The organism is Luteimonas sp. TWI662, from assembly GCF_039673825.1.
Lineage (GTDB): Bacteria > Pseudomonadota > Gammaproteobacteria > Xanthomonadales > Xanthomonadaceae > Luteimonas.
The window spans coordinates 68,877-92,458 of sequence record NZ_JBDJMI010000015.1 but is presented as its reverse complement, the minus strand read 5'-3'; the positions used below and the strand labels follow the sequence as shown (position 1 = coordinate 92,458).

17 protein-coding genes and 1 pseudogene are annotated in these 23,582 nt (G+C 71.6%); 11 read left to right on the top strand and 7 right to left on the bottom strand.

The features are described from left to right. Positions 1–60 precede the first annotated feature (60 nt). Complete coding sequence (locus ABE488_RS11805; RefSeq protein WP_346448536.1) at positions 61–1,827, bottom strand: endonuclease; 1,767 nt, start codon at positions 1,825–1,827, stop codon at positions 61–63. A gap of 43 nt (positions 1,828–1,870) precedes the next feature. Here ABE488_RS11805 and hrpB point away from each other — a divergent pair, with 43 nt between their 5' ends. The 4 genes from hrpB (at position 1,871) to ABE488_RS11785 (ending at position 8,319) form a co-directional block, all read left to right on the top strand. Next, complete coding sequence (hrpB, locus tag ABE488_RS11800; protein ID WP_346448534.1) at positions 1,871–4,504, top strand: ATP-dependent helicase HrpB; 2,634 nt, start codon at positions 1,871–1,873, stop codon at positions 4,502–4,504. Positions 4,505–4,734: 230 nt separating this feature from the next. After that, positions 4,735–5,100: a hypothetical protein gene (locus ABE488_RS11795; RefSeq protein WP_346441948.1), complete on the top strand. Its 366-nt coding sequence runs from the start codon at positions 4,735–4,737 to the stop codon at positions 5,098–5,100. 201 nt (positions 5,101–5,301) lie between these two features. Next, complete coding sequence (locus tag ABE488_RS11790) at positions 5,302–6,351, top strand: patatin-like phospholipase family protein (RefSeq protein ID WP_346441947.1); 1,050 nt, start codon at positions 5,302–5,304, stop codon at positions 6,349–6,351. 345 nt (positions 6,352–6,696) lie between these two features. Next, positions 6,697–8,319, top strand: a complete 1,623-nt coding sequence (locus tag ABE488_RS11785) for a mechanosensitive ion channel (RefSeq protein ID WP_346441946.1) — start codon at positions 6,697–6,699, stop codon at positions 8,317–8,319. Positions 8,320–8,390: 71 nt separating this feature from the next. Here the strand turns inward: ABE488_RS11785 and ABE488_RS11780 are convergent, their stop codons facing one another. The 4 genes and pseudogenes from ABE488_RS11780 to coaBC all read right to left on the bottom strand — a co-directional run bounded on the left by ABE488_RS11780 (position 8,391) and on the right by coaBC (position 13,477). Continuing rightward, complete coding sequence (locus ABE488_RS11780; RefSeq protein WP_346441945.1) at positions 8,391–9,299, bottom strand: DNA ligase; 909 nt, start codon at positions 9,297–9,299, stop codon at positions 8,391–8,393. 191 nt (positions 9,300–9,490) lie between these two features. Then, positions 9,491–11,794 carry a phosphomannomutase/phosphoglucomutase gene (locus ABE488_RS11775; RefSeq protein ID WP_346448533.1) on the bottom strand — a complete coding sequence of 768 codons (2,304 nt, stop codon included), beginning with the start codon at positions 11,792–11,794 and terminating at the stop codon, positions 9,491–9,493. A gap of 11 nt (positions 11,795–11,805) precedes the next feature. Continuing rightward, positions 11,806–12,264: a dUTP diphosphatase gene (gene dut / locus ABE488_RS11770; protein WP_337243592.1), complete on the bottom strand. Its 459-nt coding sequence runs from the start codon at positions 12,262–12,264 to the stop codon at positions 11,806–11,808. Further along, positions 12,261–13,477, bottom strand: a pseudogene (coaBC, locus tag ABE488_RS11765) (bifunctional phosphopantothenoylcysteine decarboxylase/phosphopantothenate--cysteine ligase CoaBC). The gene dut and the pseudogene coaBC overlap by 4 nt, the downstream one beginning before the upstream one ends. Before the next feature lie 177 nt (positions 13,478–13,654). Between coaBC and radC the strand changes: the two are divergent. The 3 genes from radC (at position 13,655) to ABE488_RS11750 (ending at position 16,143) form a co-directional block, all read left to right on the top strand. Beyond that, entirely contained in the window at positions 13,655–14,329 is a 675-nt protein-coding gene (gene radC / locus ABE488_RS11760) for a DNA repair protein RadC (RefSeq protein ID WP_346441943.1), read from the top strand. Positions 14,330–14,381: 52 nt separating this feature from the next. Beyond that, positions 14,382–14,780 (top strand): YchJ family metal-binding protein, encoded by a 399-nt coding sequence (locus tag ABE488_RS11755; RefSeq protein WP_346441942.1) that lies wholly within the window; start codon positions 14,382–14,384, stop codon positions 14,778–14,780. A 139-nt stretch (positions 14,781–14,919) separates the two neighbouring features. Next, entirely contained in the window at positions 14,920–16,143 is a 1,224-nt protein-coding gene (locus ABE488_RS11750; RefSeq protein ID WP_346448531.1) for a lytic murein transglycosylase, read from the top strand. A 59-nt stretch (positions 16,144–16,202) separates the two neighbouring features. On the opposite strand, the gene ABE488_RS11745 is transcribed toward ABE488_RS11750, so the two are convergent. Together ABE488_RS11745 and ABE488_RS11740 are read right to left on the bottom strand one after the other, a co-directional pair. Beyond that, complete coding sequence (locus tag ABE488_RS11745) at positions 16,203–16,748, bottom strand: hypothetical protein (protein WP_346448529.1); 546 nt, start codon at positions 16,746–16,748, stop codon at positions 16,203–16,205. A gap of 61 nt (positions 16,749–16,809) precedes the next feature. Then, positions 16,810–17,895, bottom strand: a complete 1,086-nt coding sequence (locus ABE488_RS11740) for a LysM peptidoglycan-binding domain-containing protein (RefSeq protein WP_346448528.1) — start codon at positions 17,893–17,895, stop codon at positions 16,810–16,812. 254 nt (positions 17,896–18,149) lie between these two features. On the opposite strand from ABE488_RS11740, the gene ABE488_RS11735 reads away from it, so the two are divergent. The 4 genes from ABE488_RS11735 (at position 18,150) to ABE488_RS11720 (ending at position 23,548) form a co-directional block, all read left to right on the top strand. Then, positions 18,150–18,374, top strand: coding sequence for a hypothetical protein (locus ABE488_RS11735; protein ID WP_346448527.1), 225 nt, complete (start codon positions 18,150–18,152; stop codon positions 18,372–18,374). A 311-nt stretch (positions 18,375–18,685) separates the two neighbouring features. Continuing rightward, positions 18,686–19,318: a TetR/AcrR family transcriptional regulator C-terminal domain-containing protein gene (locus tag ABE488_RS11730; RefSeq protein WP_346441935.1), complete on the top strand. Its 633-nt coding sequence runs from the start codon at positions 18,686–18,688 to the stop codon at positions 19,316–19,318. A gap of 61 nt (positions 19,319–19,379) precedes the next feature. Next, positions 19,380–20,474 carry an efflux RND transporter periplasmic adaptor subunit gene (locus ABE488_RS11725; RefSeq protein ID WP_346448525.1) on the top strand — a complete coding sequence of 365 codons (1,095 nt, stop codon included), beginning with the start codon at positions 19,380–19,382 and terminating at the stop codon, positions 20,472–20,474. Further along, the gene (locus ABE488_RS11720) at positions 20,471–23,548 is read left to right on the top strand and encodes an efflux RND transporter permease subunit (RefSeq protein ID WP_346441933.1); all 3,078 of its coding nucleotides are present in this window, start codon (positions 20,471–20,473) and stop codon (positions 23,546–23,548) included. The genes ABE488_RS11725 and ABE488_RS11720 overlap by 4 nt, the downstream gene beginning before the upstream one ends. Positions 23,549–23,582 lie beyond the last annotated feature (34 nt).

The following is a 23,582-nucleotide window of genomic DNA, read 5'->3' as shown; positions in this document are numbered from 1 at the left end:
GACGGACACGTGGCGCGTCGCGCCCGGCACGCCATGCGTGCCGGACGGGCGCGGGATCTTTCAGTTCGCCAACTGGCAGCTGGCCGGCTGGCTGCTCTCGAACAAGGCACGGGTCGCCCACTGGGGATGGTCGACGAACGGATTGCGATTGCCCTGGAAGCTGTAGACGACCTCGTTGCGCGCGCGCTCGGCCGCATCCGGCGGGTCGGCCTGGTGCCAGGCCAGCAGCGTCGACAGCAGGCCCATGTACGCGGGCGAGGCCGACGTGCCGACGATGCGGCTGCGGTCGTCGGTCAGCTCCAGGTCGGGCTCGGACTGGCCGGTCGACGGGTGCGTGCCGCCCTCGTAGCGGATCGCCATGTACAGCACCGCGCGCGCCATGTCGCCCTTGCGATGGCGCCAGACCTGGAAGCCGGCGTTGTCGGTCCAGTTCGAATTGCCCGGGAACGTGCCGGTGCCGCCGCCGATGCCGTGGTTGGCCTCGGTCGCGCGCTCGCTGCAGCTGGCCTGCGCGCTGCAGTCGGCGAACGGCTTGTTGCCGCGCGCGGCGTTGTGGTCGGTGTCGGTGAGATAGAGCATGTGCGCGTCGGTGTGCGGCGCATTGGGCAGGCCCTTGTCGCCGGTCGCACTCGAAAAGCCCAGCGACTTGGGCCAGGTGTGCTCGCGGTTGTAGGTCAGGCCGCTGTCGGTGCCTGCGCGGCCCGACACCTTGGGGTAGCTGCGGTTGCGATAGGCGTCGAGGATGCGACCCGGATCGCTGGGGTCCTCGTCGGCGATCTCCAGGATCGTCCAGGTGTTGGTGCCGCTGCCGCTGTAGGGATACGCGGTGTGGCCGCGGATCGTGGCGTGCAGCGAGCAGCGCAGTTGCGCGGCGCTGCTGGTGTTGACGCGGGCGTAGTAGTCGCCGCCGCCGGTGCCGCCGCTGGCAACGGTGAACGCGACGCTGGCATCGCTGGCCGGCTGCCGTCCGTCGGCGTCGTGGACCGCGGCGGCCGTGATGGTCAATGTGCAGGACTCGCCACCATGCAGCGCGGTGCCGGTCGACAATGCGAAATGCGTGCCGCTGGTCGCATGGTCGAGCGCGATCGTGCCCGACGTCGCGCATTGCAGCGCGAACGCGCCCGTCGACAGCGTGACCGCTTCGCTGAAGTCCACCGACAGATCGCCGGCGGCCGGGAAATCGCCGGCACCGGCCACCGGGATGGTCGCGACCACCGCCGGCGGCGTGCCCGTGCCACCGCCGGTGCCTGCGAAGGTCTGGCCGGTGTTGCAGGCCCCGAAGGTCTGCGACGCCGACGGCGCCCAGTCGAAGTCGCCGGCGGTCGCGCCGCTGCCGGTCAACTGCAGCGAGGTGCCGACCGGCGCCGACGCGCTTTCGGACACCGGCAGGTTGTGGCTCGACAGCCCGGCGGCCGGGCCGTTTCCGGCGACGATCGTGCCTTCGTAGCTGATGAACTGCACGACCGAGCCGGCCGCGTCGACGAGGGCGATGCCGTCGTTGGGGCCGTTCTGCAAGCCGTCGCGCGGGAAAGTCACCGTCGCGATCGACACCGCCGCGCCGCAGTTGCGTGCCTGGCCGGCGGGCACCGCCACATTGGCGTAGGTCGTCGCTGCATTTGGTGCGTTGCTGCCGTTGTAGAGCCACAGTCGGTAACCGGCGAGGTCTTCGCCGGCGGTGGCGACAATCTCGACTGCCTCGCCGGCATCGGCGCCGGCATTGTCGTAGTGCAGTTCGTTGACGAACACCTCGGCGTGGGCAGCCGGGGCGACGAGCAGGGCGAGCAGCCACGCCGCGGTGCGGGCGGGACGGGCAGGGCGACGGGACATGGCGGTTCCGGGCTCGGAGACGTGCCGACCTTAAGCGGCGCAGATGACGGTTGCCACCCGGGACAACCCTAAGCGGTCGGGCGCGCGCCACAGCTATCGCGCGGCCGACCGGCCCGCTAGCCTGTGCGCCGTGACGACCGCCGCTGCTCCCGACTTCCCGATCGCCCCGTTGCTGCCCGAGCTCCTCGCCAGCCTGGCCGCGCACCCGCGGCTGGTGCTCGAGGCGCCGCCCGGTGCCGGCAAGACCACACAGGTGCCGCTGGCGCTGCTCGACGCGCCCTGGCTCGCCGGTCGCCGCATCGTGATGCTCGAACCGCGCCGGGTCGCGGCGCGTTCGGCCGCGACGTTCATGGCCCGCCAACTCGGCGAAGAGGTCGGCGGCACGGTTGGCTACCGCATCCGCTTCGAACACCGGGTCTCGGCGCGCACGCGCATCGAGGTGGTGACCGAAGGGATTCTGACCCGGATGCTGCAGGACGACCCCGAGCTCGGCGGCATGGGGCCGACCGGCGTCGGCGCGCTGCTGTTCGACGAATTCCACGAGCGACACCTGGCCGGTGACCTGGGGCTGGCGCTGGCGCGCGAGGTGCAGGCGGGCTTGCGCGAGGACCTGCGCATCGTGGTGATGTCGGCCACGCTCGATGGGGCGCGCGTCGCGCAGTGGCTGGATGCGCCGCGCCTGTCGAGCGCCGGCCGCAGCTTCCCGGTGGAGATCTCTCACGCACCGCCGCGCCGCGACGAAGCGCTGGCGCAGCAGGTCCGCCGCGTGCTGGTGGACGCGCTCGCCGCGTATCCGGGCGACGTGCTGGTGTTCCTGCCCGGCCAGCGCGAGATCGCGCGCGTGCAGGCGCTGCTGGAGGGCGATGTCCAGCGGCTGGACGCGAGCGGCACGCCCGAGGTGCTCGCACTGCACGGCGAGCTGCCGGTCGAGGCGCAGACGCACGTGCTGCAGCCGGACGCCCACGGCCGGCGCCGGATCGTGCTGGCGACCAATGTCGCCGAGAGCAGCGTCACGTTGCCGGGCGTGCGCATCGTGATCGACAGCGGACTGGCGCGCGAACCGCGCTTCGATCCCAACAGCGGGTTCTCGCGGCTGGACGTGGTGACGGTCAGTCAGGCCTCGGCCGACCAGCGCGCCGGGCGCGCCGGCCGCGTGGCACCGGGCGTGGCGCTGCGGCTGTGGCCCGAATCGCAACGGCTCGAGCCGCAGCTTCGTCCCGAGATCGCGCAGGTCGAACTGGCGGCGCTCGCGCTCGAACTGGCGGCCTGGGGTGACAACGCGCTCGCGTTCCCCGATGCGCCGCCGATCGGGGCGCTGGCGGCCGCGCGCGATCTGCTGCGCCGGCTCGACGCGCTCGATGCGGGGGACACGATCACGCCGCTCGGCCGACGCATGCTCGCCCTGGGCACCCATCCGCGGTTGGCAGCGATGCTGCTGGCCGCCGACGCGCCGGCCGCGCGTGCACTGGCCTGCGACCTGTGCGCGCTGATCGAGGCGCGTGATCCGATGCGCGCCGCGGCGCGTTCGGACGCCCTGGCGGTGCGGTGGCAGGCGCTGGCCGCGTTTCGCGCCGGACGCGTGCCGGCCGATGCCGCGCGTTCTGCGCTGGCCGCAATCGATGCGGCGGCCCGGCAATGGCGGCGGCGCCTGCGGGTCGAGGTCGCGCCGCCGTCGAGCGTGCCAGCGCATGCGCTCGGTGACCTGCTGGCGCATGCGTTCCCGGACCGGATCGGGCATCGCCATGCCCGCGACGCGCGACGCTACGGCCTGAGCAACGGACGCATGGCCCGGCTGTTCGACGACAGCGCCTTGCTCGGTGAGCCCTGGATCGTCGCCAGCGACCTGCGCTTCGAGGCGCGCGACGCGCTGCTGCTGCGCGGCGCACCGGTGGATGAGGCGCAGCTGCGGCGGGCCTGGCCTGCGCGTTTCGTCGTCGCCGACGAAACGCACTGGGATGCCGGCAAGCGCGCGCTGGTGGGCCTGCGCGTGCAGCGTTTCGACCGCATCGTGCTCGATGCCCGGCCCAACGGCCGGGTCGACCCGGCGCAGGCTGCACGCGCGCTCAGCGACGCGGTCGGTGAACTCGGACTCGACGTGCTGCCGTGGCGCGACGGACTGCGCCAGTGGCAGGCGCGTGTCGAGGGGCTGCGGATGTGGATGCCCGAGCTGGGCCTGCCCGACCTGTCCGATGCCGCGCTGCTGGCCACCCGCGAGGGCTGGCTGGCGCCGGCGTTCGCCGGCTGCACGCGGCTCGACGCGCTGGACGCCGACACCTTCGCGCAGGCCTTGCAGGGCCGGCTCGACTGGGCGCAGCGCCAGCAGCTCGACCGCCTGGCACCGGTGCGGATCGCCGTGCCATCCGGTCAGATGCGCGCGATCGAGTACGGCCTCGAGGCCGACGGCACGCCGCGCCCGCCGGTGCTCGCGGTCAAGCTGCAGGAGCTGTTCGGCCTGGGGGACACGCCGACGATCGCCGATGGCCGCGTCGCGCTGACGATCCACCTGCTGTCGCCGGCCGGTCGGCCGTTGCAGGTCACCCGCGACCTGCAGGGGTTCTGGGCACGGACGTACCCCGAGGTGCGCAAGGAGATGAAGGGGCGGTATCCGAAACATCCGTGGCCGGAGGATCCTTGGAATGCCCCTGCAACACATCGGGCCAAACCGCGCGGTACTTAGCGACGTGGGGCTCTGGACCCGTGGCGACGGTGGGACTTTGCCGCGGCGGTCGGGCGTGCGTGGCGCGGCTGCGGGGGTTGGTGGTGTGTGGCGCGGCGCGGCGCGGCGCGGCGTGGCGTGCACAACGGGGGTTGAACGCCAAGGCGCGCCGGGCCTGCGCTCACGCTGGATCGACGGTCGCGGCCGCACACTGACGGCCTTTCCCCATGGTCATTTTCCAGGAGCCCCCGATGAGCAAGTTCGAAGCGCTGTCCGACAAGGCCGTGTCGCTGGTCGGCCAGGCAGGCGACAGCCTGCGCCACGCGATTCCGGGCACGGCGGAAAAGTGGCTCAAGACCGGCCTGACCGTGGGTGCCGCGCGCACTGGCGCGAAGGTCGCGGGCGGGTTCCTGCGTCGCAACCCGGCGATCGTGGCCGCCAGCGCCATCGGCCTGGGCCTGGTCTGGGTGGCCGCGCGGCAGTACCGCAAGAAGCAGGCCAACGGCACCATCCAGGGCAACTCACGTCGCATCGAGGCCGGCAACGCCGCCGCACGCAAGCGCTCGGTCAACGCGGCACGTGGACAGACCGCGTCGGACGACGCCGGCCAGGACTGAGCCGCCCCCGGGCGTCGCGTCGCGGCGTCGTCTCCAAGCGTCGAAGAAGCGGCCGATCCTGACAGGGTCGGCCGCTTTTCGTCGTGCCGATGCGACGCCCATCGCGCGTCATGCGCCCGCGTGTTGCGCCATGTCGCCGGTGTCTGCCCGTGCGGGGCCTGCCTCGGTATCCTCGCGCCTCGCCCCTTCGATGCCACCGCCATGCGTCCATGTTCCCCGCCGTTTCCCGTCTCGCGCCGCGTCCCGCTGGCGCTCGTGCTGTGCGCGTTGGCGTTGCTCGTGGCCGGTTGCGGACGCGACAACGTCAAACCCGTGCCGGTCGCCCCCGCCCAGACGTCCGCGGCGCCCGCGACCAGGACGCCTCCGGTCCGGATCGGCCTGGCGCTCGGCGGCGGTGCGGCCAAGGGCTTCGCGCACATCGGCGTGATCAAGATGCTCGAAGCCAATGGCATCAAGGCCGATGTCGTCGCCGGGACCAGCGCCGGTAGCGTGGTCGGTGCGCTCTACGCCAGCGGCATGGATCCGTTCCGGATGCAGGAGCGGGCGGTTGCGCTCGACGAATCGAGCATCCGTGACGTGCGGTTGTTCTCCGGCGGGCTGGTGCAGGGCGTCGCGCTGCAGGACTACGTCAATCGCGAAGTCGGCAATCGCACGATCGACCGTCTGCCGATCCCGTTCGCAGCCGTTGCCACGCGCCTGGAGACCGGCGATCGCATCGTGTTCGTCCGCGGCAACACCGGCCAGGCCGTGCGCGCCTCGAGCAGCGTGCCGGGTGTGTTCGAACCGGTGAAGATCGGCGACCGCCATTATGTCGACGGCGGGGTCGTCAGCCCGGTGCCAGTGGATGCGGCCCGCCAACTCGGCGCCGACTTGGTGATCGCGGTCGATATCTCCAGCAAGGCCAGCGGTAGCACGCCCGGCAGCATGCTGGGCATCGTCAACCAGTCGATCGCGATCATGGGCCAGAACCTCGGCCGGCAGGAACTCGCCCGCGCGGACGTGGTGATCCGCCCACAGGTCAACGACATCGGGCCGGCCAGTTTTGAACAGCGCAATGCGGCGATCCTGCAGGGCGAGCGCGCCGCGCTGGCCGCGCTGCCGCGCATCCGCGAGAAGCGCGCCGAACTCGAGCGCGCGCGCGCGGCGGCGCGTGCGCCCGCCAAGCCGGTCGAGCCCGAGCCGGTGGATATCGACTGCGGCGACAGCTGGGTGCGCAGGCTCAATCCCTTCGCCCGGGAACGCGCCTGCTGAGACGCGCCGGCGGCGTCATGCTTGACCGGTGAATTGACCCGCGAGCCGTGGGGCCGGGGGCGCGGCATCGCGCCGGACGGCGCTTGATGGCGTTGCCTGCACGATACGGGCGTTACGTTCCGTTCACTCTGAGCCGACATCGTCATCACCAGACTGGACCTCGCCCGGTTCCGGCGATGCGGTCACCGTCATCGCCCCGGCATGGGGATCGATTCTGCTCGACCGTCGCATGACGGTGCGATCCCGATGCCGCCGCGCGCCTTCCGCCGTCGGCACTGCCGCCCGCGCTGCCGGCGCCATCGACGCGATGCGGTGGATCCGCATCCCTGCGAGGAGAGACGCCCCATGCAACCCGATACGCTCGCCCGGCAACTTCAACTGAGCCTGGGCCACTATTTGCCGACCGTCCTGGCGGCGGTCGCCGTCCTGGTCGTCGGACTGATCGTCGCGCTGTTCGTGCGCGGCCTGGTCCGCAGCGGGCTGACCCGTCTGCGCCTCAACGAACGGGTGAACGCCCAGACCGCGTCCAGTATCGATGTCGTCCGGGTGGCGGCGTCGGTCGCGTTCTGGTTCGTGATCATCGTCGCGTTGATCGGCGTGTTCAGCGTACTGCGCTTCGATGGCCTGTACGGCCCGTTCTCGGCGCTGGTGGCCGAAGTCATGCTGTATCTGCCGCGGATCATTCTGGCCGGCGTGCTCGCCCTGGTCGCCTGGCTGCTGGCCACGGCGCTGCGCGCGGGCGTCAACCGGCTGATGGCCGCCGGGCGTTGGGACGAGAAACTGTCGGCATCGGCCGGGGTGCGGCCGATCTCGGCGGTGCTCGGCGATGTCGTCTACTGGCTGGTGCTGTTGCTGTTCCTGCCGGCGATCGTTGCAGCCCTGCGCGTGGAAGGCCTCATGGCACCGTTGTCGCAGATGACCGCGCAGGTCACGTCGATGCTGCCCAATGTCTTTGCCGCCGTGGTGATCGGGCTGGTCGGCTGGCTCATCGCCAAGGTGCTGCGCGGGCTGGTGAGCAACCTGCTCGCGGCGACCGGCATCGACCGCTTCGGCGATCACGGGCAGGCCGGTGCGGGCGTGCGCCTGTCGCAACTGGGCGGCACGCTGGCGTTCGTGCTGGTCATCGTGCCGACGCTGATCGCCGCGCTCGACGCGCTTGCGATCCGCGCGATCTCCGAGCCGGCCGGCGAGATGCTGGGATTGTTCCTGACCGCGGTGCCCAACATCCTGGCCGCTGCGCTGATTCTGCTGGTGGCCTGGTACCTGGGCCGGTTCGTCTCCGGGCTGCTGACGCGCCTGCTGGAGAATCTCGGCTTCGACCGCCTGCCCGAGCGCCTTGGATTGGGGGGCGTGTTCGGCACGACGCCGACCGGGCCGGCGCCGGTGGACACGGCGCTCGCGACCGCCGATCCGGTTGCCGCCGCCGGCACGCCGGAGCCTGGCCTGCCGCTTAAGACCACACCGGTGGCCCCGGCCTCCGCAACGTCGGCGCCGCCTGCCGGTACCGGCCTTTCGGTGTGCGTTGGCCGCGTGGCGCTGTTCTTCATCCTGCTGTTTGCGACGGTCGAAGCCGCGCATCGACTGGGCTTCACCGGCGTGCGCGACCTGTTGGCGACCTTCATCGCCTTCGGTGGCGACATCCTGCTGGGCGGCGTGATCCTGGTCGTGGGCTACTGGCTGGCCGACCTGGCCGCGCGCGCGATCCAGCGCGCCAATCCCGGCGGCGGCGTCGGCCTGTCGCGCATCGCCCGCGTCGCGATCCTGGGGCTGGTGATCGCGATGGGGCTGCGCGCGATGGGCATCGCCGATGACATCGTCAATCTCGCGTTCGGCCTGGTGCTCGGTGCAGTGGCGGTGGCGGTCGCATTGGCCTTCGGCCTGGGCGGGCGCACAGCGGCCGGCAAGGTGGCCGACCGGTGGGCGCAGGCCTACCTGGACCGTCGCCGCGACGACGGTCCCTCGCCTTAACCTGCCAGCGGTCCCGGCGGGCGCGCCCGGTTTCGGGTGCGCCTGCCGGAGGACCGGCCGGGGTGCCGGCATCACGATCGCGGCGAGGGCCTCTCAGGCGGCTTGCCGTCACCAGGGGGCGAGGCGTTGGGTTCGTCGTCGCGGACGCGCAGGAACCGGGCGAAACGCGGCAGGCCGTTGGCGGTCACGCCGTTGTGGCGGTAGGTGACCAGGCTGCCGATCGCGGGCGGGTCGCGCCGCTGTGCGTCGCGCAGTCCGCTGCCGATCCGGAACCGGCGTCCGTCGGCATGCTCGACCACCAGCGCGCCCACCAGACCGGCGTACTTGCCCTTGCCCGGCAGGTAACCCACGACCCGCGCTTCGGCATCGTCGAACGGCTTGAGCTTGCGCAGCGCGGGACTGCGGCCGGCGGCGTAGCGCGCGTCGCGGTGGTGCAGCATCAATCCCTCGCCGCCGCCGTCCACGACCTCCGCCAGCCGGGTGTCGAGCGCGGCCCGCGACGGCAGGCGCGTCTGCGCGATCATGGCCAACTGTGGATGCGCCGTGCCTGAGGTCAGCACTTGCATCGCGGCCATGCGCTCGGAAAACGGGCCGGCGTGGTCGGGCAGGTCGAAGACCAGGAACCGCAGTTGCCGCCAGCGCGGATCGGTCGGATCGGCGCCACGCACGAGCGCGCTGGTCTCGTCGAACCGGCCGCGCCCGAGCCACAACTCGCCGTCCATCGAGCCGTCGGGCCAGCCCAGGGTGAAGCCTGCCGGGACCGCGATGCGGTGGCCGCCGCGCGTCCACAGCGCCTGACCGTCCCAGCGCCCGCGCACGCCGTCGAGTTTCTCGCTGACGTAGTAGGCGCCGACGTCGATCTCGCCGCGCAGGTCGGTGGCCAGCATGAGCGCATCGGGGGTTGGCTGCGCAGGCACCGGCATCGGCGCCAGGCCGGTGCACAGCCACAGCAGGCAGGACAAACGGATCGGCATCGACATGGCGGCACTCCGATGAAGGTGTGCCGTCAGCCTCGGTCAGTGCGTCGATGCGTGACATCGGCCTGTTGCCCGTGCCGATGTCGGACGTGCCCGCGAGCGCGGGTCGGGCGGTGCGCGGTGCTTTCCATGATCCCGGTGGCCACACGCCAGCGCGAGGGCGCGCGGCGTGCAGGTCGCAGGCGATGCGCACCTCAGAACGGCAGCGTCAGTCCCGGTTCGATCGCGAGCAGGCGCTCGCGGAACAATCCCTGGATCCGTGCCAGCGCCTGTGCATCGTCGGCATCGAAGCGCAGTACGAGCACCGGCGTCGTGTTCGACGCGCGCACCAGTCCCCAGCCGTCGGGCCAGTCGGCACGCAGCCCGTCGATCGTCGACAGCCGTGCGCCGTCGAATGCGGCCTGCGCGAGGAATCTCGCGACGAATGCGTGCGGGTCGCCGCCGGGCACCTCGACCTTGAGCTCGGGCGTCGACACGCCGACCGGCAGCGCATGGAGCGCGGCGGTGGGGTCGGCTTCCAGCGCGAGGATCTCCAGCAGCCGCGCGGCGGCATAGAGCCCGTCGTCGAAACCGAACCAGCGCTCAGCGAAGAAGAAATGGCCGCTCATCTCGCCGGCCAGCTCGGCGCCGGTCTCGCGCATCTTGGCCTTGATCAGCGAGTGACCGGTCTTCCACATCAGCGGGCTGCCGCCGTGGCGCAGCACATGGCCGGTCAAGCGGCCGGTGCATTTGACGTCGTGGATGATCAACGCGCCGGGATTGCGTTCGAGCAGGTCGGCGGCGAACAGCATCAACACGCGATCGGCCTCGATGATGGCGCCATCGGCGGCGACCACGCCCAGCCGGTCGCCGTCGCCGTCGAAGGCCACGCCCAGGTCGGCGCCCATGCGCTTGACGACGTCGATCAGGTCGGCCAGGTTGCGCGGCTCGCTCGGATCGGGATGGTGATGCGGGAAGGTGCCGTCGATCTCGCAATGCAGCGGAATCACGTCGGCGCCGATCGCTTCCAGCACGCGCGGGCCCAGCGCGCCCGCCGCGCCGTTGCCGGCATCGACGACGACCTTCAGCGGTCGTGCGATCTGGATGTCGTCGGCGATGCGGCGGATGTAGTCGTCGGCGAGGTCGCGCTCGACCAGCCCGCCCGGCGCCGGCGCAGCGTACAGGCGCTCGCCCGTGATGCGCGCATGCAGATCGGCGATGGCCTCGCCCGACAGCGTCTCGCCGCCGACGACGATCTTGAACCCGTTGTACTCGGGCGGATTGTGGCTGCCGGTGACCGAGACGCAGCAGCCGGTGCGCAGGTGGTAGGCCGCGAAGTAGCTCAGCGGAGTGGGCACCAGGCCGATGTCGACGACATTGCGCCCGCTCGCGCGCAGACCGGCGACGAGGCCGGCGACCAGGTCCGGGCCCGAGAGCCGGCCGTCGCGACCGACCACGATCTCCTCGAGCCCCTGCTCGTGCATCAGCGTGCCGATCGCGCGCCCGATCGACTCGGCGATCGCGGCATCGAGTGTGCGCCCGACGACGCCCCGGATGTCGTAGGCGCGGAAGATCGCCGGATCGAGCCGTGCCGCCACTGGCTTGGGCGCCGTTGCCGGCGCCGGACGGGGGGCCGGGCGCCCCGCGTCGGCTGTTGCCAGCGACTGGGCGAGCGTGGGCGCCGCATCGGGTGCGCTGCCGGCAGGCGAGCGCCGCCGAGCGAGTCGCCACGCCACGACCGCCGGGGCCAGCAGCGTCGCGGCGAGCACGAGCAACGGCACTGCCGACAGTCCCAGCGGCGGGGGACCGACGTGCGGGGTTGCGGCGACGATCCGCAACTGCGTGCCCGGCACCTGTCGGCCCAGGCGCTCGGCGACGTTCGACAGCGCCTGCTCGCCGCGCGCCAGCAGCGTCTGGCCCCCCTGCCGCAGCGCGACGTAGGTCGCCGGGTCGACGTCGGCCGCAGCCAGGCCGGCGGTCGCGCGCTCGAGCGGGAGCGCGGCGATCGCCACGCCCACCGGTCGTTCGCCGGCGCGCGCGGGGGCGGTGACCAGTATCTGCGGACCGGCGGGGCCGCCGGCCACCATCAGCACCGGCTCGCCGGCGGCGAGTGCGCTTTCGAGGGCCGCGAGTCGGCCGAAGTGGCCCGGGCCCAGGGCGTCGTACTCGCCGCGCAGGTCGCGCGGCACCACCGCGACGCCGGTCGCGCCGGACCAGTCGCGGCCGAGTTCGACGCCGGCGGCATCCAGGCGGCCGTCCTGCAGCGCGCGCTGCACCGGCGCGCTGGCCAGGCGTTCGCCCATCCGCCGCAGTTCGGCCTGCAGCGCCTGCCCGGTCGCATCGATCGCGGCATCGCGCGCCTGCGCCACGCTGGCGCTGCGCTGTCCGGCCTGCCACTGGCGGACGCCTTGCCAGGCGCACCACAGGGCCAGCAGCGCCAGCACCACGGCGAGCACCGGCGCGACGCGAGCCAGCTGCGTCGTCAGTTCGCGTGTGCGATGCGGATCCTTCTCGCCCATGGCCTTCCCCGTCAGCGGACGCCCGAGTGCCCGAATCCCCCGGCCCCACGTGCGGTGTCGACGAAAGTATCCACCACGTTGAGCGTCGCGCGCACCACCGGCAGCAGCACCAGCTGTGCGATGCGGTCGCCCGGTTCGATGGTGAAGGCGTCCTTGCCGCGGTGCCAGACGCTGATCATCAGCGGGCCCTGGTAGTCGGCGTCGATCAGGCCGGTGCCGTTGCCGAGCACGATGCCGTGCTTGTGGCCGAGCCCCGAACGCGGCAACACGACCGCGCACAGGCCCGGGTCGCCGATATGGATCGCCAGGCCCGAGGGCACCAGCGCGACGTCGCCGGGCAACAGCGCCAGCGGCTCGTCGAGCGCCGCGCGCAGGTCGAGACCGGCGCTGCCTTCGGTGGCGTACGCCGGCAGCGGCCACTGCTGGCCGAAGCGCGCATCGAGCACGCGGACATCGAGGATGTGGTTCATGGCGGATCCGGATCGAGGCGGTGGGCGATCAGCGCGACCAGGTCGGCCGCGATCGCGGTCTTGGGGCCGGGGCCCAGCGGGTGCTGGCCGGCGGCATCGTGCACCACCAGCAGGTTGTCGTCGCCCTCGAACCCACTGCCGACGACACCGACACGGTTGGCCGCGATCAGATCGACGCGCTTGGTGGCGAGCTTGTGGCGGGCGTTGCCGTCGACGTCGTCAGTCTCGGCGGCGAAGCCGACCACCAGCCGAGGCCGGCGCGGGTCGGCGGCGAGCTCGGCGAGGATGTCGCGGGTGCGGACCAATTCGAGGGTCAGGCCGGCCTCGCCGGCACGCTTCTTGATCTTCGACGTGGCGACCTGGGCCGGTGTGAAGTCCGCGACCGCAGCGGCCCCGACGTAGACGTCGGCGGGCAGGGCCGCGAACACCGCGGCGTGCATCTGCGCGGCCGAGCGCACATCGACACGCGTCACGCCGTCGGGCGTGGACAGGTGCACGGGGCCGGCCACCAGCCGCACCTCGGCACCGGCCTGGGCGGCGGCCGCGGCGACCGCGAAGCCCATCTTGCCGCTGCTGCGGTTGCCCAGGAACCGCACCGGATCGAGGTCCTCGTACGTCGGTCCGGCACTGACGATCACGCGTCGGCCGGCCAGCGGCCCGCTCATACCGGCAGCGCCGCGACGATCGCGGTCGGCTCGGCCAGTCGTCCGGGGCCCGATTCGCCTTCGGCCAGCGGGCCGTCCTCCGGCCCCACGACCTGCGCGCCGCGCTCGCGCAGCAGCGCGAGGTTGGCCTGCGTGGCCGGGTGCAGCCACATGCGGTGGTTCATCGCCGGGCACACGGTCAGCGGCGCGGTCGTCGCCAGGCACAGCGTGGTGACCAGGTTGTCGGCGAAACCGTGCGCGAGCTTGGCCAGCGTGTTCGCGGTCGCTGGCGCCACGACCACGCGCGTGGCCCACCGTGCCAGCTCGATATGGCCCATCGCGGCCTCGGCGCCCGGGTCCCACAAGGTGGTGCGCACCGGTTCGCCCGACACCGCCTGGAAGGTCGCGGCCGAGACGAAGTGCAGCGCGCTGTCGGTCATCACCACGCGCACCTGGGCGCCGGCATCACGCAGACGCCGCACGAGGTCGGCGGCCTTGTAGGCGGCGATGCCGCCGCACACGCACAGCAGAATGCGCTGCCCATGCAGCGAGGTCGACGCGCCAGCCATGGTCGGGGAAGCCCTACCGGAAAATCGACCGACAGCTTACCCGAAGCGGTGTGGACCGCTGGCTGCGCGGGGACCGGCGGACGCGCTGCAATACAGGTCCCGCCGGCACCGGCGATGCGCGTCCGACGTCCTCCCCGTCGCGTCGCGCCGGTGCCGGCTCCCCCAACGGAGGCGGCGATGCACATATCGAAATGGCCCAAGAGCGAGCGGCCGCGCGAGAAACTCTTCGCCCGGGGCGCGGGCGCGCTGTCGGACGCGGAGTTGCTGGCGATCTTCCTGGGCTCGGGCCTGCGCGGCATGGACGCGGTGGCGACCGGCCGCCACCTGCTCAAGGACCACGGCTCGCTGCGCGCATTGCTCGAGCGCGGGCCGCAAGAACTCACCCAACTGCCGGGCCTGGGCATGGCGCGCGCCAGTTGCCTGAGCGCCGCACTCGAAGTGGGCAACCGGGTGCTGGCCCAGACGCTCGAACGTGGCGAGGCAATCACCGACCCCGGCACGGCCGGTCGCTACTTCACCCAGCGCCTGCGCGGCCTTCCCCATGAAGTCTTCGCCGTGCTCTACCTGGACGCCCGACATCGCGCATTGGCCTTCGAGGAGGTGTTCCAGGGCACGATCGACAACGCGCAGGTGTATCCGCGCGAACTGGCACGGCGCGCGCTCGCCCACAACGCTGCGGCGATCATCGTCGGCCACAACCATCCCAGCGGCAGCAATCGCCCGAGCGGCGCCGACCGCACAGTCACCAGCATGATCCGGCAGGCGTTGTCGCTGGTCGACGTGCGTGTGCTCGATCACTTCGTCATCGGCGAGGGCGAGGCAGTGTCGCTGGCGGCGACGGGCTTTCTGTGAGCGCGCCCCGCCCACGCTCGCGATCGCGCCGCGGTGCTTGCACAATGCCCGGATGTCCGCTTCCGATACGTCCTCCGTGACCGCCTGTCCCTGTGGCCGCCACCTGTCGTTCGACGACTGCTGCGGTCGCATCCACGCCGGCATGCCGGCGCCGGATGCCCAGACCCTGATGCGTGCGCGCTACAGCGCCTATGTGCGCGGCGATGTCGACTACCTGCGGACGAGCTGGCATCCGCGCACCTGCCCGCCGGATCTCGATCTGCGCGGGCCGCAGCCCACGTGGCTGGGCCTGGACGTGCGTGCGTTCGACGTGCTGGACGACGATCGCGCCGAGGTCGAGTTCGTCGCGCGCTATCGCATCGGCGGCGGCAGCGTCGTGCGCATGCGCGAGCGCAGCCGCTTCGTGCGCGAGGACGGCCACTGGTACTACGTCGATGGCGACGTGCGCTGAGGCCGAGTCGGCCTGCGCGTTCTGCCATCGTTCGTGCGCGGCCGCCTGAGCGGCGCGTTAAACCCGAGCCCGCGCACGCGCCCGCTGACCGCCTGCTCAGGCACAGTGACAGGGCCGTTTTGCCCAGGAGTTCCATGCGATGAAGATCCGTCTGCGTACCCTCACGACCTTCGCGCTGCTGGGCGCGGCCGGCACGGTGTCGGCGGCCACGCCGCCGCTACCGCCGGCCGATCCGGCCGCGTTCGCCCAGTGCCTGGCCGGCATCCGTGGTGATGCGGCCAAGCGCGGTATTCCCGGCGATGCCTTCGACCGGTTGACGTCCGACCTGCAGCCGGACATGAGCGTCTTGCCGCTGCTCGACGCGCAACCCGAATTCACCACACCGCTGTGGGATTACCTGGCCGGGCTGGTGGATGCGCAGCGCGTCGAGGATGGCCGCGCGATGTTGGCCGAGCACCGCGACCTGCTGGCGCGAGTTGCGGCGCAGTACGGCGTCGATGCCGAGACCGTGGTTGCGGTCTGGGGCGTGGAGAGCGACTACGGGCGCATCTCGGGCAAGCGGCCGCTGCGCGTGTCGCTGGCGACGCTGGCCTGCAACGGTCGTCGACAGCCGTTCTTCCGCGGCGAATTCCTGGCGCTGCTCAAGCTGCTGCACGACGGCGATCTGCGCGATCCGGGCCTGACCGGTTCCTGGGCCGGTGCCTTCGGCCACACGCAGTTCATGCCCAGCACCTACGCGCGCATCGCGGTGGATTTCGATGGCGACGGCCGCCGCGATCTCGTCGACAGCATTCCCGACGCCCTGGCCTCGACCGCGCACTATCTCGCGCGCGCCGGCTGGCGCCGCGGCCAGCCCTGGGGCTATGAGGTCCGGTTGCCGTCGGGCTTCGCGATCGCGCAGGCCGGGCGCACGAACCGCCGGCCGGTGTCCGAGTGGGCCGCGCGCGGCGTGACCCGCGTCGACGGCGGCGCGCTGCCGGCCGGCGACACACGCGCGGCGGTGATCGCACCGACCGGCGCGTCGGGCCCGGCGTTTCTGGTGTTGCGTAACTACGATGCGATCTACTCGTACAACGCCGCCGAGAGCTACGCACTGGCGATCGCCTTGCTCGCCGACCGGCTGCGCGGCGGGACGGGCCTGGCGACGCCGTGGCCGACCGATGATCCTGGGCTGTCGCGCGCCGACCGTCGCGCGCTGCAGACCCTGCTCGCTGCGCGCGGGCACGACATCGGCGAGGTGGACGGCATGATCGGGACCGCCACCCGGCGTGCGATCCAGGCCGAGCAGCGCCGGCTTGGGCTCACGCCCGACGACGGCCGGGCGGGTCGCCGTATTCTCGAGGCCTTGCAGGCCGGCCGTTAGCGTTCGCTCTCGCCGATGCGTGTGGCCTTCAAGTGCGCGCATGGCGACACCGGCTTGGGTCACCCAGCGTGCTGCAATTGCTGGCTGCGTTGGTAGCGCCCGTTGAAGTCCGCGCCGTTGCCGCACAGCGCGGCGTCGGTCTGGACAACGACGCTGGGCCCGTCGAAGCGGACCGTCACCGATGCAGGTGCGCGCTTGAGGTCTTCGGCAGTCACCGACATCAGTTCGCCCTCGAACGGCACGACGTCGGCATCGATGCGGTCGTCGCGCAGCGGGCCGCGGGCATGGAGTTCGCAATCGGCCGCCACGGCCGCGCCATCGGCGGCTGCGCCGCCGCCGCGCAGCACCACCTCCCAGTGCGCACCGGCGGCCGCAGGCGCCAACTCCAGGTCGGCTGCGTGCGCGCCCCGCAGGACATAGCGCCCTGCGCGTTCGGGATGCTCGGAGGCCGGCTGGCCGGCGTCATGCGCCGCGCCGCGCGATGGTGCTGCGCCGGACGACCCCTCGTCCGGCGGCGCTGCAGCCTGCGAGCAGGCCGACAGGGCGAGGGCCAGGCAAGTGACGCCGATCAGGCGGCTGGCACGAGGCGTGGAAATGCGCTGCATGGGGTCGGCTCCATCGTCCGTGGTTGCGCCGCACGATACCCGGGCCGCCATCATCGGCGCATCACGGTGGGTCGAGCATCGCCAACGCGTCCGCGCGTTCGTTCTCGAACCGCTCGGCCACGCTGCGTTGCGTGGACGCCGGTGCACTGGTGAAGTACACCAGCGCGCCGTCGGCGTTGCGGCGGCCGCGCTCGTCGTAGATCGCATCGATCAGCGCGCGGTCGTATGCGACACCGTCGTCGGGCGACAGCCCGCGCGCTTCGACGTCGCGCACGGCGCGGGTGATCGCATTCGTCGCCGGCCCATGTTGGACCGCCGTGGACCAGACCGCGTCCTGCACCGCCGCCGAGCGGTCGGAGACGTCGAGACCGGTGTTGGTCCGCACGTGTTCGGTCTGTACGTCGTAGTGCGTGCGCTGGATGTAGGCATGCTGTGCGTCGGCGAATGCCGCCGGCTCGCGCGCGGCGATCTCGCGCCAGGTCGCGCTGAAGGCTGGTGTTCCCGGGGCGGCGCCGCCGAACGCGTCTGCCCACCGGCTGCCTTCCTCGGCCAGGAACTCTTGCGGACGGCCGCGATTGGTCGCCAGTTGGTAGCTGCCGTAGGACACGCCCCCCGGATCGCCGACGCCGCTCGACACCGTGCCGGGGCCGCGGCCGCCGGTCTCGTATTGCTCCGACAACTGGCCCAGACGATGGTCGCCGGCATCGGCGGGCGGCGTGGAGGGGGTGTCGACGGCGGTCGGCGGAGCGGGCTGCCCGGGCACGGGCGCCGCGCCCCGGTCGCCCGGCAGCGCGATCGACTGGCCGGCGTGGATCAGGTCGGGATTTCGGATCTGCGGATTGGCGTCGAGCAGGGCGCGCACCGTGGTGCCATGTGCGGCGGCGATGCCGGACAGCGTGTCGCCAGCACGCACGTCCACGGCGCCTTGCCCTGCTGGCACGACGACCGTGTCGCCGGGATACAGCACGTCGGGGTTTCGGATCTGGGGATTGGCGGCCAGCAAACCGGCGATATCGGTCCCGTAGCGCCGGGCGATGGCCGACAGCGTGTCGCCACGTTCGACCGTGTGATGCCGCCCGGTCTCATCCGGCCCGGGGCGGGCCTCGGCGGCAAGTCCGGACGACGTCGTCGATTGGATCGTGTTCACCTTGCGCTCCCGTCATCAGAGGGGAGCGCCAGCGTCGCGCGCGACGATCGCGCAGGCATCCCCGGGCCGACCCTAGGCGGACGGCTCGCCGGCATCGCGGGCGCAGTCGAGCGCATCCCATCGCCACGACGTGGCCGCGTCGATACCGGCTGGGAGACCCGCGGCGCTGCGCATCGCCTGGTCAGCCGGGCCGGCTTGCGCAGTCGGCGTGTCCCTGACATTGTCGAGGCCGTCACGCGACGGAATTTGCATCCATGCGCAGCTTGTGGAGCCTGGCAGCGGCCTTGCCGCTCGCCGCCTGCGGCACGATGGAGTACCGCGATACCAATGCCGCGGTCGACAACAATCCGCTATGCGTCAGCCGGCCCGACCAGCCGGGCGAGCCGGTGTCGCGCGACTGCGAGCGTTACCGCGAAGGGGTCTGGCGCAGCAAGTCCGACGCCCCACCGGTCGAGTTCGGCAGACGCGACGAGCGCTGACCGCGCGCCGACGCCCCGCGCGCTGCAGACCCTGCTCCGCGCACGGACACCACTTCGGCGAGGTCGACGGCATGACCTGGACCGCCACCGGGCGCGCGATCCAGGCCGAGCAGCGTCGGCTCGGGCGCACGCCCGACGACGGCCAGGCCGGTCGCCGCATGCTCGAGGCCTCGCGCGCCGGCCGTCAGGCGCCACGCCTCCATCGGTCAGAAGATCGAGCAGGCCGCCGCATGGGCGGTGTTTGCGATGCTTGCTGCGTCAAACTAACGCTGTTAGATTCTCTCCCTAACAAAGTTAGGTTGCCTCGTCGCGTGCGTACGCCCATTGCCAGGGACACCATCATCCAAGCCGCATTCGAGGTCCTCGACGACGCCGGCCTCGAGGGCCTCACGCTGCGCAAGGTGGCGTGTGCACTGGGCATCCGGGCGCCGTCGCTGTACTGGCACTTCTGCAGCAAGCAGGCGCTGCTCGATGCGATGGCCGATGCGATGCTCGCCGACGTCGCGCGGAACGTGCCCGACGGCCAGCCCTGGCGGCAAACGCTGCTGCAGATCGCCCACGAGTTCCGGGCGGCGTTCAAGGCGCGCCGTGACGGGGCCCGGGTCTATGTGGGCACGTTCCTGGCCACCGAGAACATGCTGCGCGTGGGCGAGGCGAGCATCGCGGCGCTGGTGGGTGCCGGGGCGCCGGCGACGTTCGCCGCGACCACGTCGATGGACTTGGTCTACTACACGATGGGCTTCGTCATCGAGGAACAGTCGTGGCCCGGCGACGGCAGCATGCAGGCGCTGGGTGCGACGTTTCTCGCCTTGGCCGAGGCGCGGTTCCCACACTGCTGGCAGGCCCGCGACGCCTGGAACGCGGTCGATTTCGACGCGCGCTTCGAGCAAGGACTTGGCCTGATGCTCGACGGCATCGCGCAGCGGATCGCCCGCGACGGCTGATCTCACCGTCTCTCTCTTCCTTCCTCCTCCATCCCCGCTACCGCGGTCCGGGACCCTCGCCATGCGTGATCGACTATTGCGTTGTTGCTGTCTGCTGCTCGTCGCAGCGCTCTCGGCTTGTGGCGACGCCGATGGGCCCACCGCCGACGCCACCGCCGAGACCTCGGCGCTGCCGGTGTCGCTGGCGCTCGTGGAGCGCCAGACCATGGCGCGCACGGTCCTGGTGTCCGGGCCGGTCAGCGCGTACGAGGACATGCAGCTGGGCGTGGAACTGAGCGGGCAACGTGTCACCGCGCTGGAGGTCGACGTCGGCCAGTGGGTGAAGAAAGGCCAGGTGCTGCTGCGGCTCGATCACCGCAGTCTGGACAGCGAACTGGCCCAGGCCGATGCGTCGCTGCGCCAGGCGCACGCTGCGCAGGCGCTGGCGCAGATGAACTACGCGCGCAGCGAGACCCTGGCGGCGCAGCAGCTGATCAGCGCCGGCAATCTGGACGAACTGCGTGCCGCGCGTCTGAATGCCGAAGCGCAGACCGCGACGGCGCGGGCGGCGCGCGACGCGGCGCAGCTACGCCGCGATTTTGCGGACCTGCGCGCGCCCGCCGACGGCCTGATCTCCAAGCGCCTGGTGCAACCCGGGCAGGTGGTCGCGGCCGGTACCGAGTTGTTGCGTCTGATCCGCGACGGTCGCCTGGAATGGCGGGCCGAGCTGCCGGAGGCGCAGCTGGCCGACGTCGTCGTCGGCAATGCCGTGGTGCTGCAGTACGCGGACCAGACGATCGAGGGCCGCATTCGCGCGGTCAGTCCCGGTGTGGACGGGCAAACGCGCACCGGCACGGTCTATGCGGACCTGCCGGCGCCCGGCCCGTTGAAGGCCGGCGTGTTTGTCGATGGCCGTATCGTCACCGGTGAAGGCCAGGTGCTGACTGTGCCCACCGCGTCGATCGTGCAGCGCGATGGTCACAGCTATGTGTTCGGCATCGACGACCAGCAGCGGGCCACCCGACGCCGCGTGCGCACGGGCCAGACTGTCGCCGGCCGGACCGCGATCGTCGATGGCCTGGCCGCCGGCGACCGTGTCGTGCTCGACGGTGCCGGCTTCCTCGGTGAGGGCGACCGCGTACGGGTGGTTGGCGACACCGGGGCGGCTGCGCGATGAACATCTCCGCCTGGGCCATCAAGCGCCCGTTGCCGGCACTGCTGATCTTCTTCGTGTTGTGCGTGGCCGGCCTGTGGGGGTTCCACCAGTTGCCGGTGGCGCGCTTCCCCGACATCGCGTTTCCGATGACCACGGTGACCGTGAGCCAGCCCGGCGCCTCGCCGAGTCAACTCGAGGCCGAGGTCACTCGCAAGGTCGAGGACTCGGTGGCCACGGTCAGCAACGTCAAGCGGGTGATATCGTCGGTCAGTGAGGGCGTGAGCACCACGACGATCGAATTCCAGCTCGAGGCCGACCTGGCCACGGCGCTGGACGACACCCGCGATGCGATCACCCGTATCCGCACCGACCTGCCGCAGGACATCCAGGAGCCGGTGATCTCGAAGGTCGACATCGGCGGTTCGCTGATGACCTATGCGTTGGTCGCGCCGCACATGACCGCCGACGAGGCCAGCTGGTTCGTCGACCGCGACATCGCCCGGGCGATGTACGGCGTGCCGGGCGTGGCCCGGGTCACCCGCGTGGGCGGCGTGCAGCGGCAGATCCGGGTGGATCTCGACCCCAGAGCGTTGATGTCCATGGGCATCACGGCCGGCGATGTCTCGCAGCAGTTGGCCCGCATCCAGGTCGAACGCGCAGGCGGCAAGACCGAGATCGCGGGTGCGCAGCAGACCATCCGGACGCTGGGCACCGTCGCCGATGCGCAGGCGTTGCGCGATTACGCGGTCGCATTGCCCGATGGTCGTGCGGTCCGGCTGTCGACGCTGGCCACGGTCACCGACGCCGCCGCCGATCCGACCGAGGCGGCGCTGCTCGACGGCGAGGACGTGGTCGCGTTCTCGATGTCGCGCACGCGCGGCTCCAGCGAGGTCAAGGTCGAGGCGGGCGTGCATGCCGCACTCGACCGCCTCAAAGCCGATCACCCCGGTGTCGATTTCCGGCTGGTTTCCACCGCGATCGACGAGACCCACCGGTCCTACGACTCGTCGATGACCATGCTTTACGAAGGCGCGTTGCTGGCGCTGCTGGTGGTGTGGTTGTTCCTGCGCGATTGGCGCGCGACCTGGGTGGCGGCGCTGGCGCTGCCGCTGTCGATCATCCCGACCTTCGCGGTGATGTATGCGTTCGGATTCACACTGAATCTGATCACGTTGCTGGCGTTGTCGGTGGTGGTGGGCATCCTGGTCGACGACGCGATCGTGGAGATCGAGAACATCGTGCGCCATCTGCGCATGGGCAAGCCGCCGCTGGAAGCGGCGCGCGAGGCCGCCGGCGAAATCGGCAATGCCGTGATCGCCACCTCGCTGACGCTCGCCGCGGTGTTCGTGCCGGTGGCGTTCATGCCCGGCATCGCCGGCAAGTTCTTCCGGGAATTCGGCTGGACCGCCGCCACTGCGGTGCTGTTCTCGCTGCTGGTGGCGCGCCTGCTCACGCCGATGATGGCGGCCTACCTACTCAAGCCGCACGGCGAGGAGAAGGCCGATTCCCGGCTGATGGTCTGGTACCTGGGCTGGGTGGACGCGGCGCTGCGCCACCGGGGTCGCACGCTGTGGCTGGCGACGGGCCTGTTCGTCGCCTCGCTGGCGCTGGTGCCGTTCATCCCGACCACCTTCATCCCGCAGTCCGATCTGGGGCGCAGCAACCTGAGCCTCGAGCTGCCGCCGGGCACGCGCCTGCAGGAGACCGTGGCGATGGCCGAGCGCGCGCGCGGGCTGCTGGGCGAGATGCCCGAGCTTCGACAGGTCTATACCGCGGTGGGCGCGGTGCTCGATCTCGGCGATCCCGGCGCGACCGGCGTCGGCGAGTCGCGCAAGGCGGTCCTGGTGCTGGACTGGGGCACCGCCAATACCCGCGATCGCGACCAGCGGGTCCTCGAACGCGAGGCCCGGCAGCGTCTGGCCGACCTGCCGGGCGTGCGCGTGAGCTATGTCAGTTCCGAACCGGGCAACCTGCTGCAGCTGGTGCTGTCGGGCGACGACCCCCAGCGGCTGCAGGAGGCGGCGATCGCGTTGGAGCGCGACCTGCGCGGCATCCCAGGGCTGGGCAGCGTCACCTCCAGTGCATCGCTGCTGCGACCCGAAGTGCAGATCGTGCCCGTGCCGGCGCGCGCCGCCGACCTGGGCGTGGCCACGGCGGACATCGCCGAAGCGGCCCGCATCGCCACCGCCGGCGACTACGAGCAGCGCCTGGCCAAGCTCAACCTGCCCGACCGCCAGGTGCCGATCCGGGTCGGCTTCGCCGAGGCGGTGCTCGCCGACCCGGCGTTGATCGGACAGTTGCGCGTGCCCGGTCGCGATGGTCCGGTGCCGCTGGCCGCGGTCGCCGAGATCCGGCCCGGCAGCGGCCCGTCGCAGCTCTCGCGCTACCAGCGCCAGCGCAACGTAACGCTGACCGCCGAACTCAACGGGCGTCCGATGGGCGATGTCATGGCCCAGGTGCAGGCGTTGCCGAGCGTCAAGACGCTGCCGCCGGGCGTGAGCTTCCTCAACAGCGGCGATGCCGAGGTGTTCGTCGAGCTGTTCGTGGGCTTCGTGCTGGCGATGGCCGCCGGCCTTGTGTGCATCTACATGGTGCTGTTGCTGCTGTTCAACCACGCCTTGATGCCGGTCACGATCCTGGCGGCGGTGCCACTGAGCGCAGGCGGTGCATTCGGCGCACTGCTGCTGACCCAGAACATGCTCTCGCTGCCGGCGCTGATCGGCCTGCTGATGCTGATCGGCATCGCCACCAAGAACTCGATCCTGCTGGTGGACTACGCGGTGATCGCCGAGGACGAGTTGGGGATGAGCCAGCACGACGCGCTGGTCGACGCCTGCCGCAAGCGCGCCCAGCCGATCATCATGACCACATTGGCCATGGGCGCGGGCATGATGCCGATCGCGTTGGGCTTTGCCGGCGATTCGAGTTTCCGCGCGCCCATGGCGATCGCGGTGATCGGCGGCTTGATCACCTCGACGCTGCTGAGTCTGATCGTGATCCCGGCCGCGTTCACGGTCATCGACGACCTGGGCGACTGGCTGTCGCGCCGGTTCCGCCATCGCGGCTCGCACCCAGCCGTGCACGGCGCGACATGAGGCGCCTGGGGCCTGGCACCGGCGTGCCGGGCCC

Coding starts and splice junctions, on each gene's coding strand:
- ABE488_RS11805 (WP_346448536.1), bottom strand. CDS start 1,827: ATGTCCCGTCGCCCTGCCCGTCCCGCCCGCACCGCGGCGTGGCTGCTC.
- hrpB (WP_346448534.1), top strand. CDS start 1,871: ATGACGGTTGCCACCCGGGACAACCCTAAGCGGTCGGGCGCGCGCCAC.
- ABE488_RS11795 (WP_346441948.1), top strand. CDS start 4,735: ATGAGCAAGTTCGAAGCGCTGTCCGACAAGGCCGTGTCGCTGGTCGGC.
- ABE488_RS11790 (WP_346441947.1), top strand. CDS start 5,302: ATGCGTCCATGTTCCCCGCCGTTTCCCGTCTCGCGCCGCGTCCCGCTG.
- ABE488_RS11785 (WP_346441946.1), top strand. CDS start 6,697: ATGCAACCCGATACGCTCGCCCGGCAACTTCAACTGAGCCTGGGCCAC.
- ABE488_RS11780 (WP_346441945.1), bottom strand. CDS start 9,299: ATGTCGATGCCGATCCGTTTGTCCTGCCTGCTGTGGCTGTGCACCGGC.
- ABE488_RS11775 (WP_346448533.1), bottom strand. CDS start 11,794: ATGGGCGAGAAGGATCCGCATCGCACACGCGAACTGACGACGCAGCTG.
- dut (WP_337243592.1), bottom strand. CDS start 12,264: ATGAACCACATCCTCGATGTCCGCGTGCTCGATGCGCGCTTCGGCCAG.
- radC (WP_346441943.1), top strand. CDS start 13,655: ATGCACATATCGAAATGGCCCAAGAGCGAGCGGCCGCGCGAGAAACTC.
- ABE488_RS11755 (WP_346441942.1), top strand. CDS start 14,382: ATGTCCGCTTCCGATACGTCCTCCGTGACCGCCTGTCCCTGTGGCCGC.
- ABE488_RS11750 (WP_346448531.1), top strand. CDS start 14,920: ATGAAGATCCGTCTGCGTACCCTCACGACCTTCGCGCTGCTGGGCGCG.
- ABE488_RS11745 (WP_346448529.1), bottom strand. CDS start 16,748: ATGCAGCGCATTTCCACGCCTCGTGCCAGCCGCCTGATCGGCGTCACT.
- ABE488_RS11735 (WP_346448527.1), top strand. CDS start 18,150: ATGCGCAGCTTGTGGAGCCTGGCAGCGGCCTTGCCGCTCGCCGCCTGC.
- ABE488_RS11725 (WP_346448525.1), top strand. CDS start 19,380: ATGCGTGATCGACTATTGCGTTGTTGCTGTCTGCTGCTCGTCGCAGCG.
- ABE488_RS11720 (WP_346441933.1), top strand. CDS start 20,471: ATGAACATCTCCGCCTGGGCCATCAAGCGCCCGTTGCCGGCACTGCTG.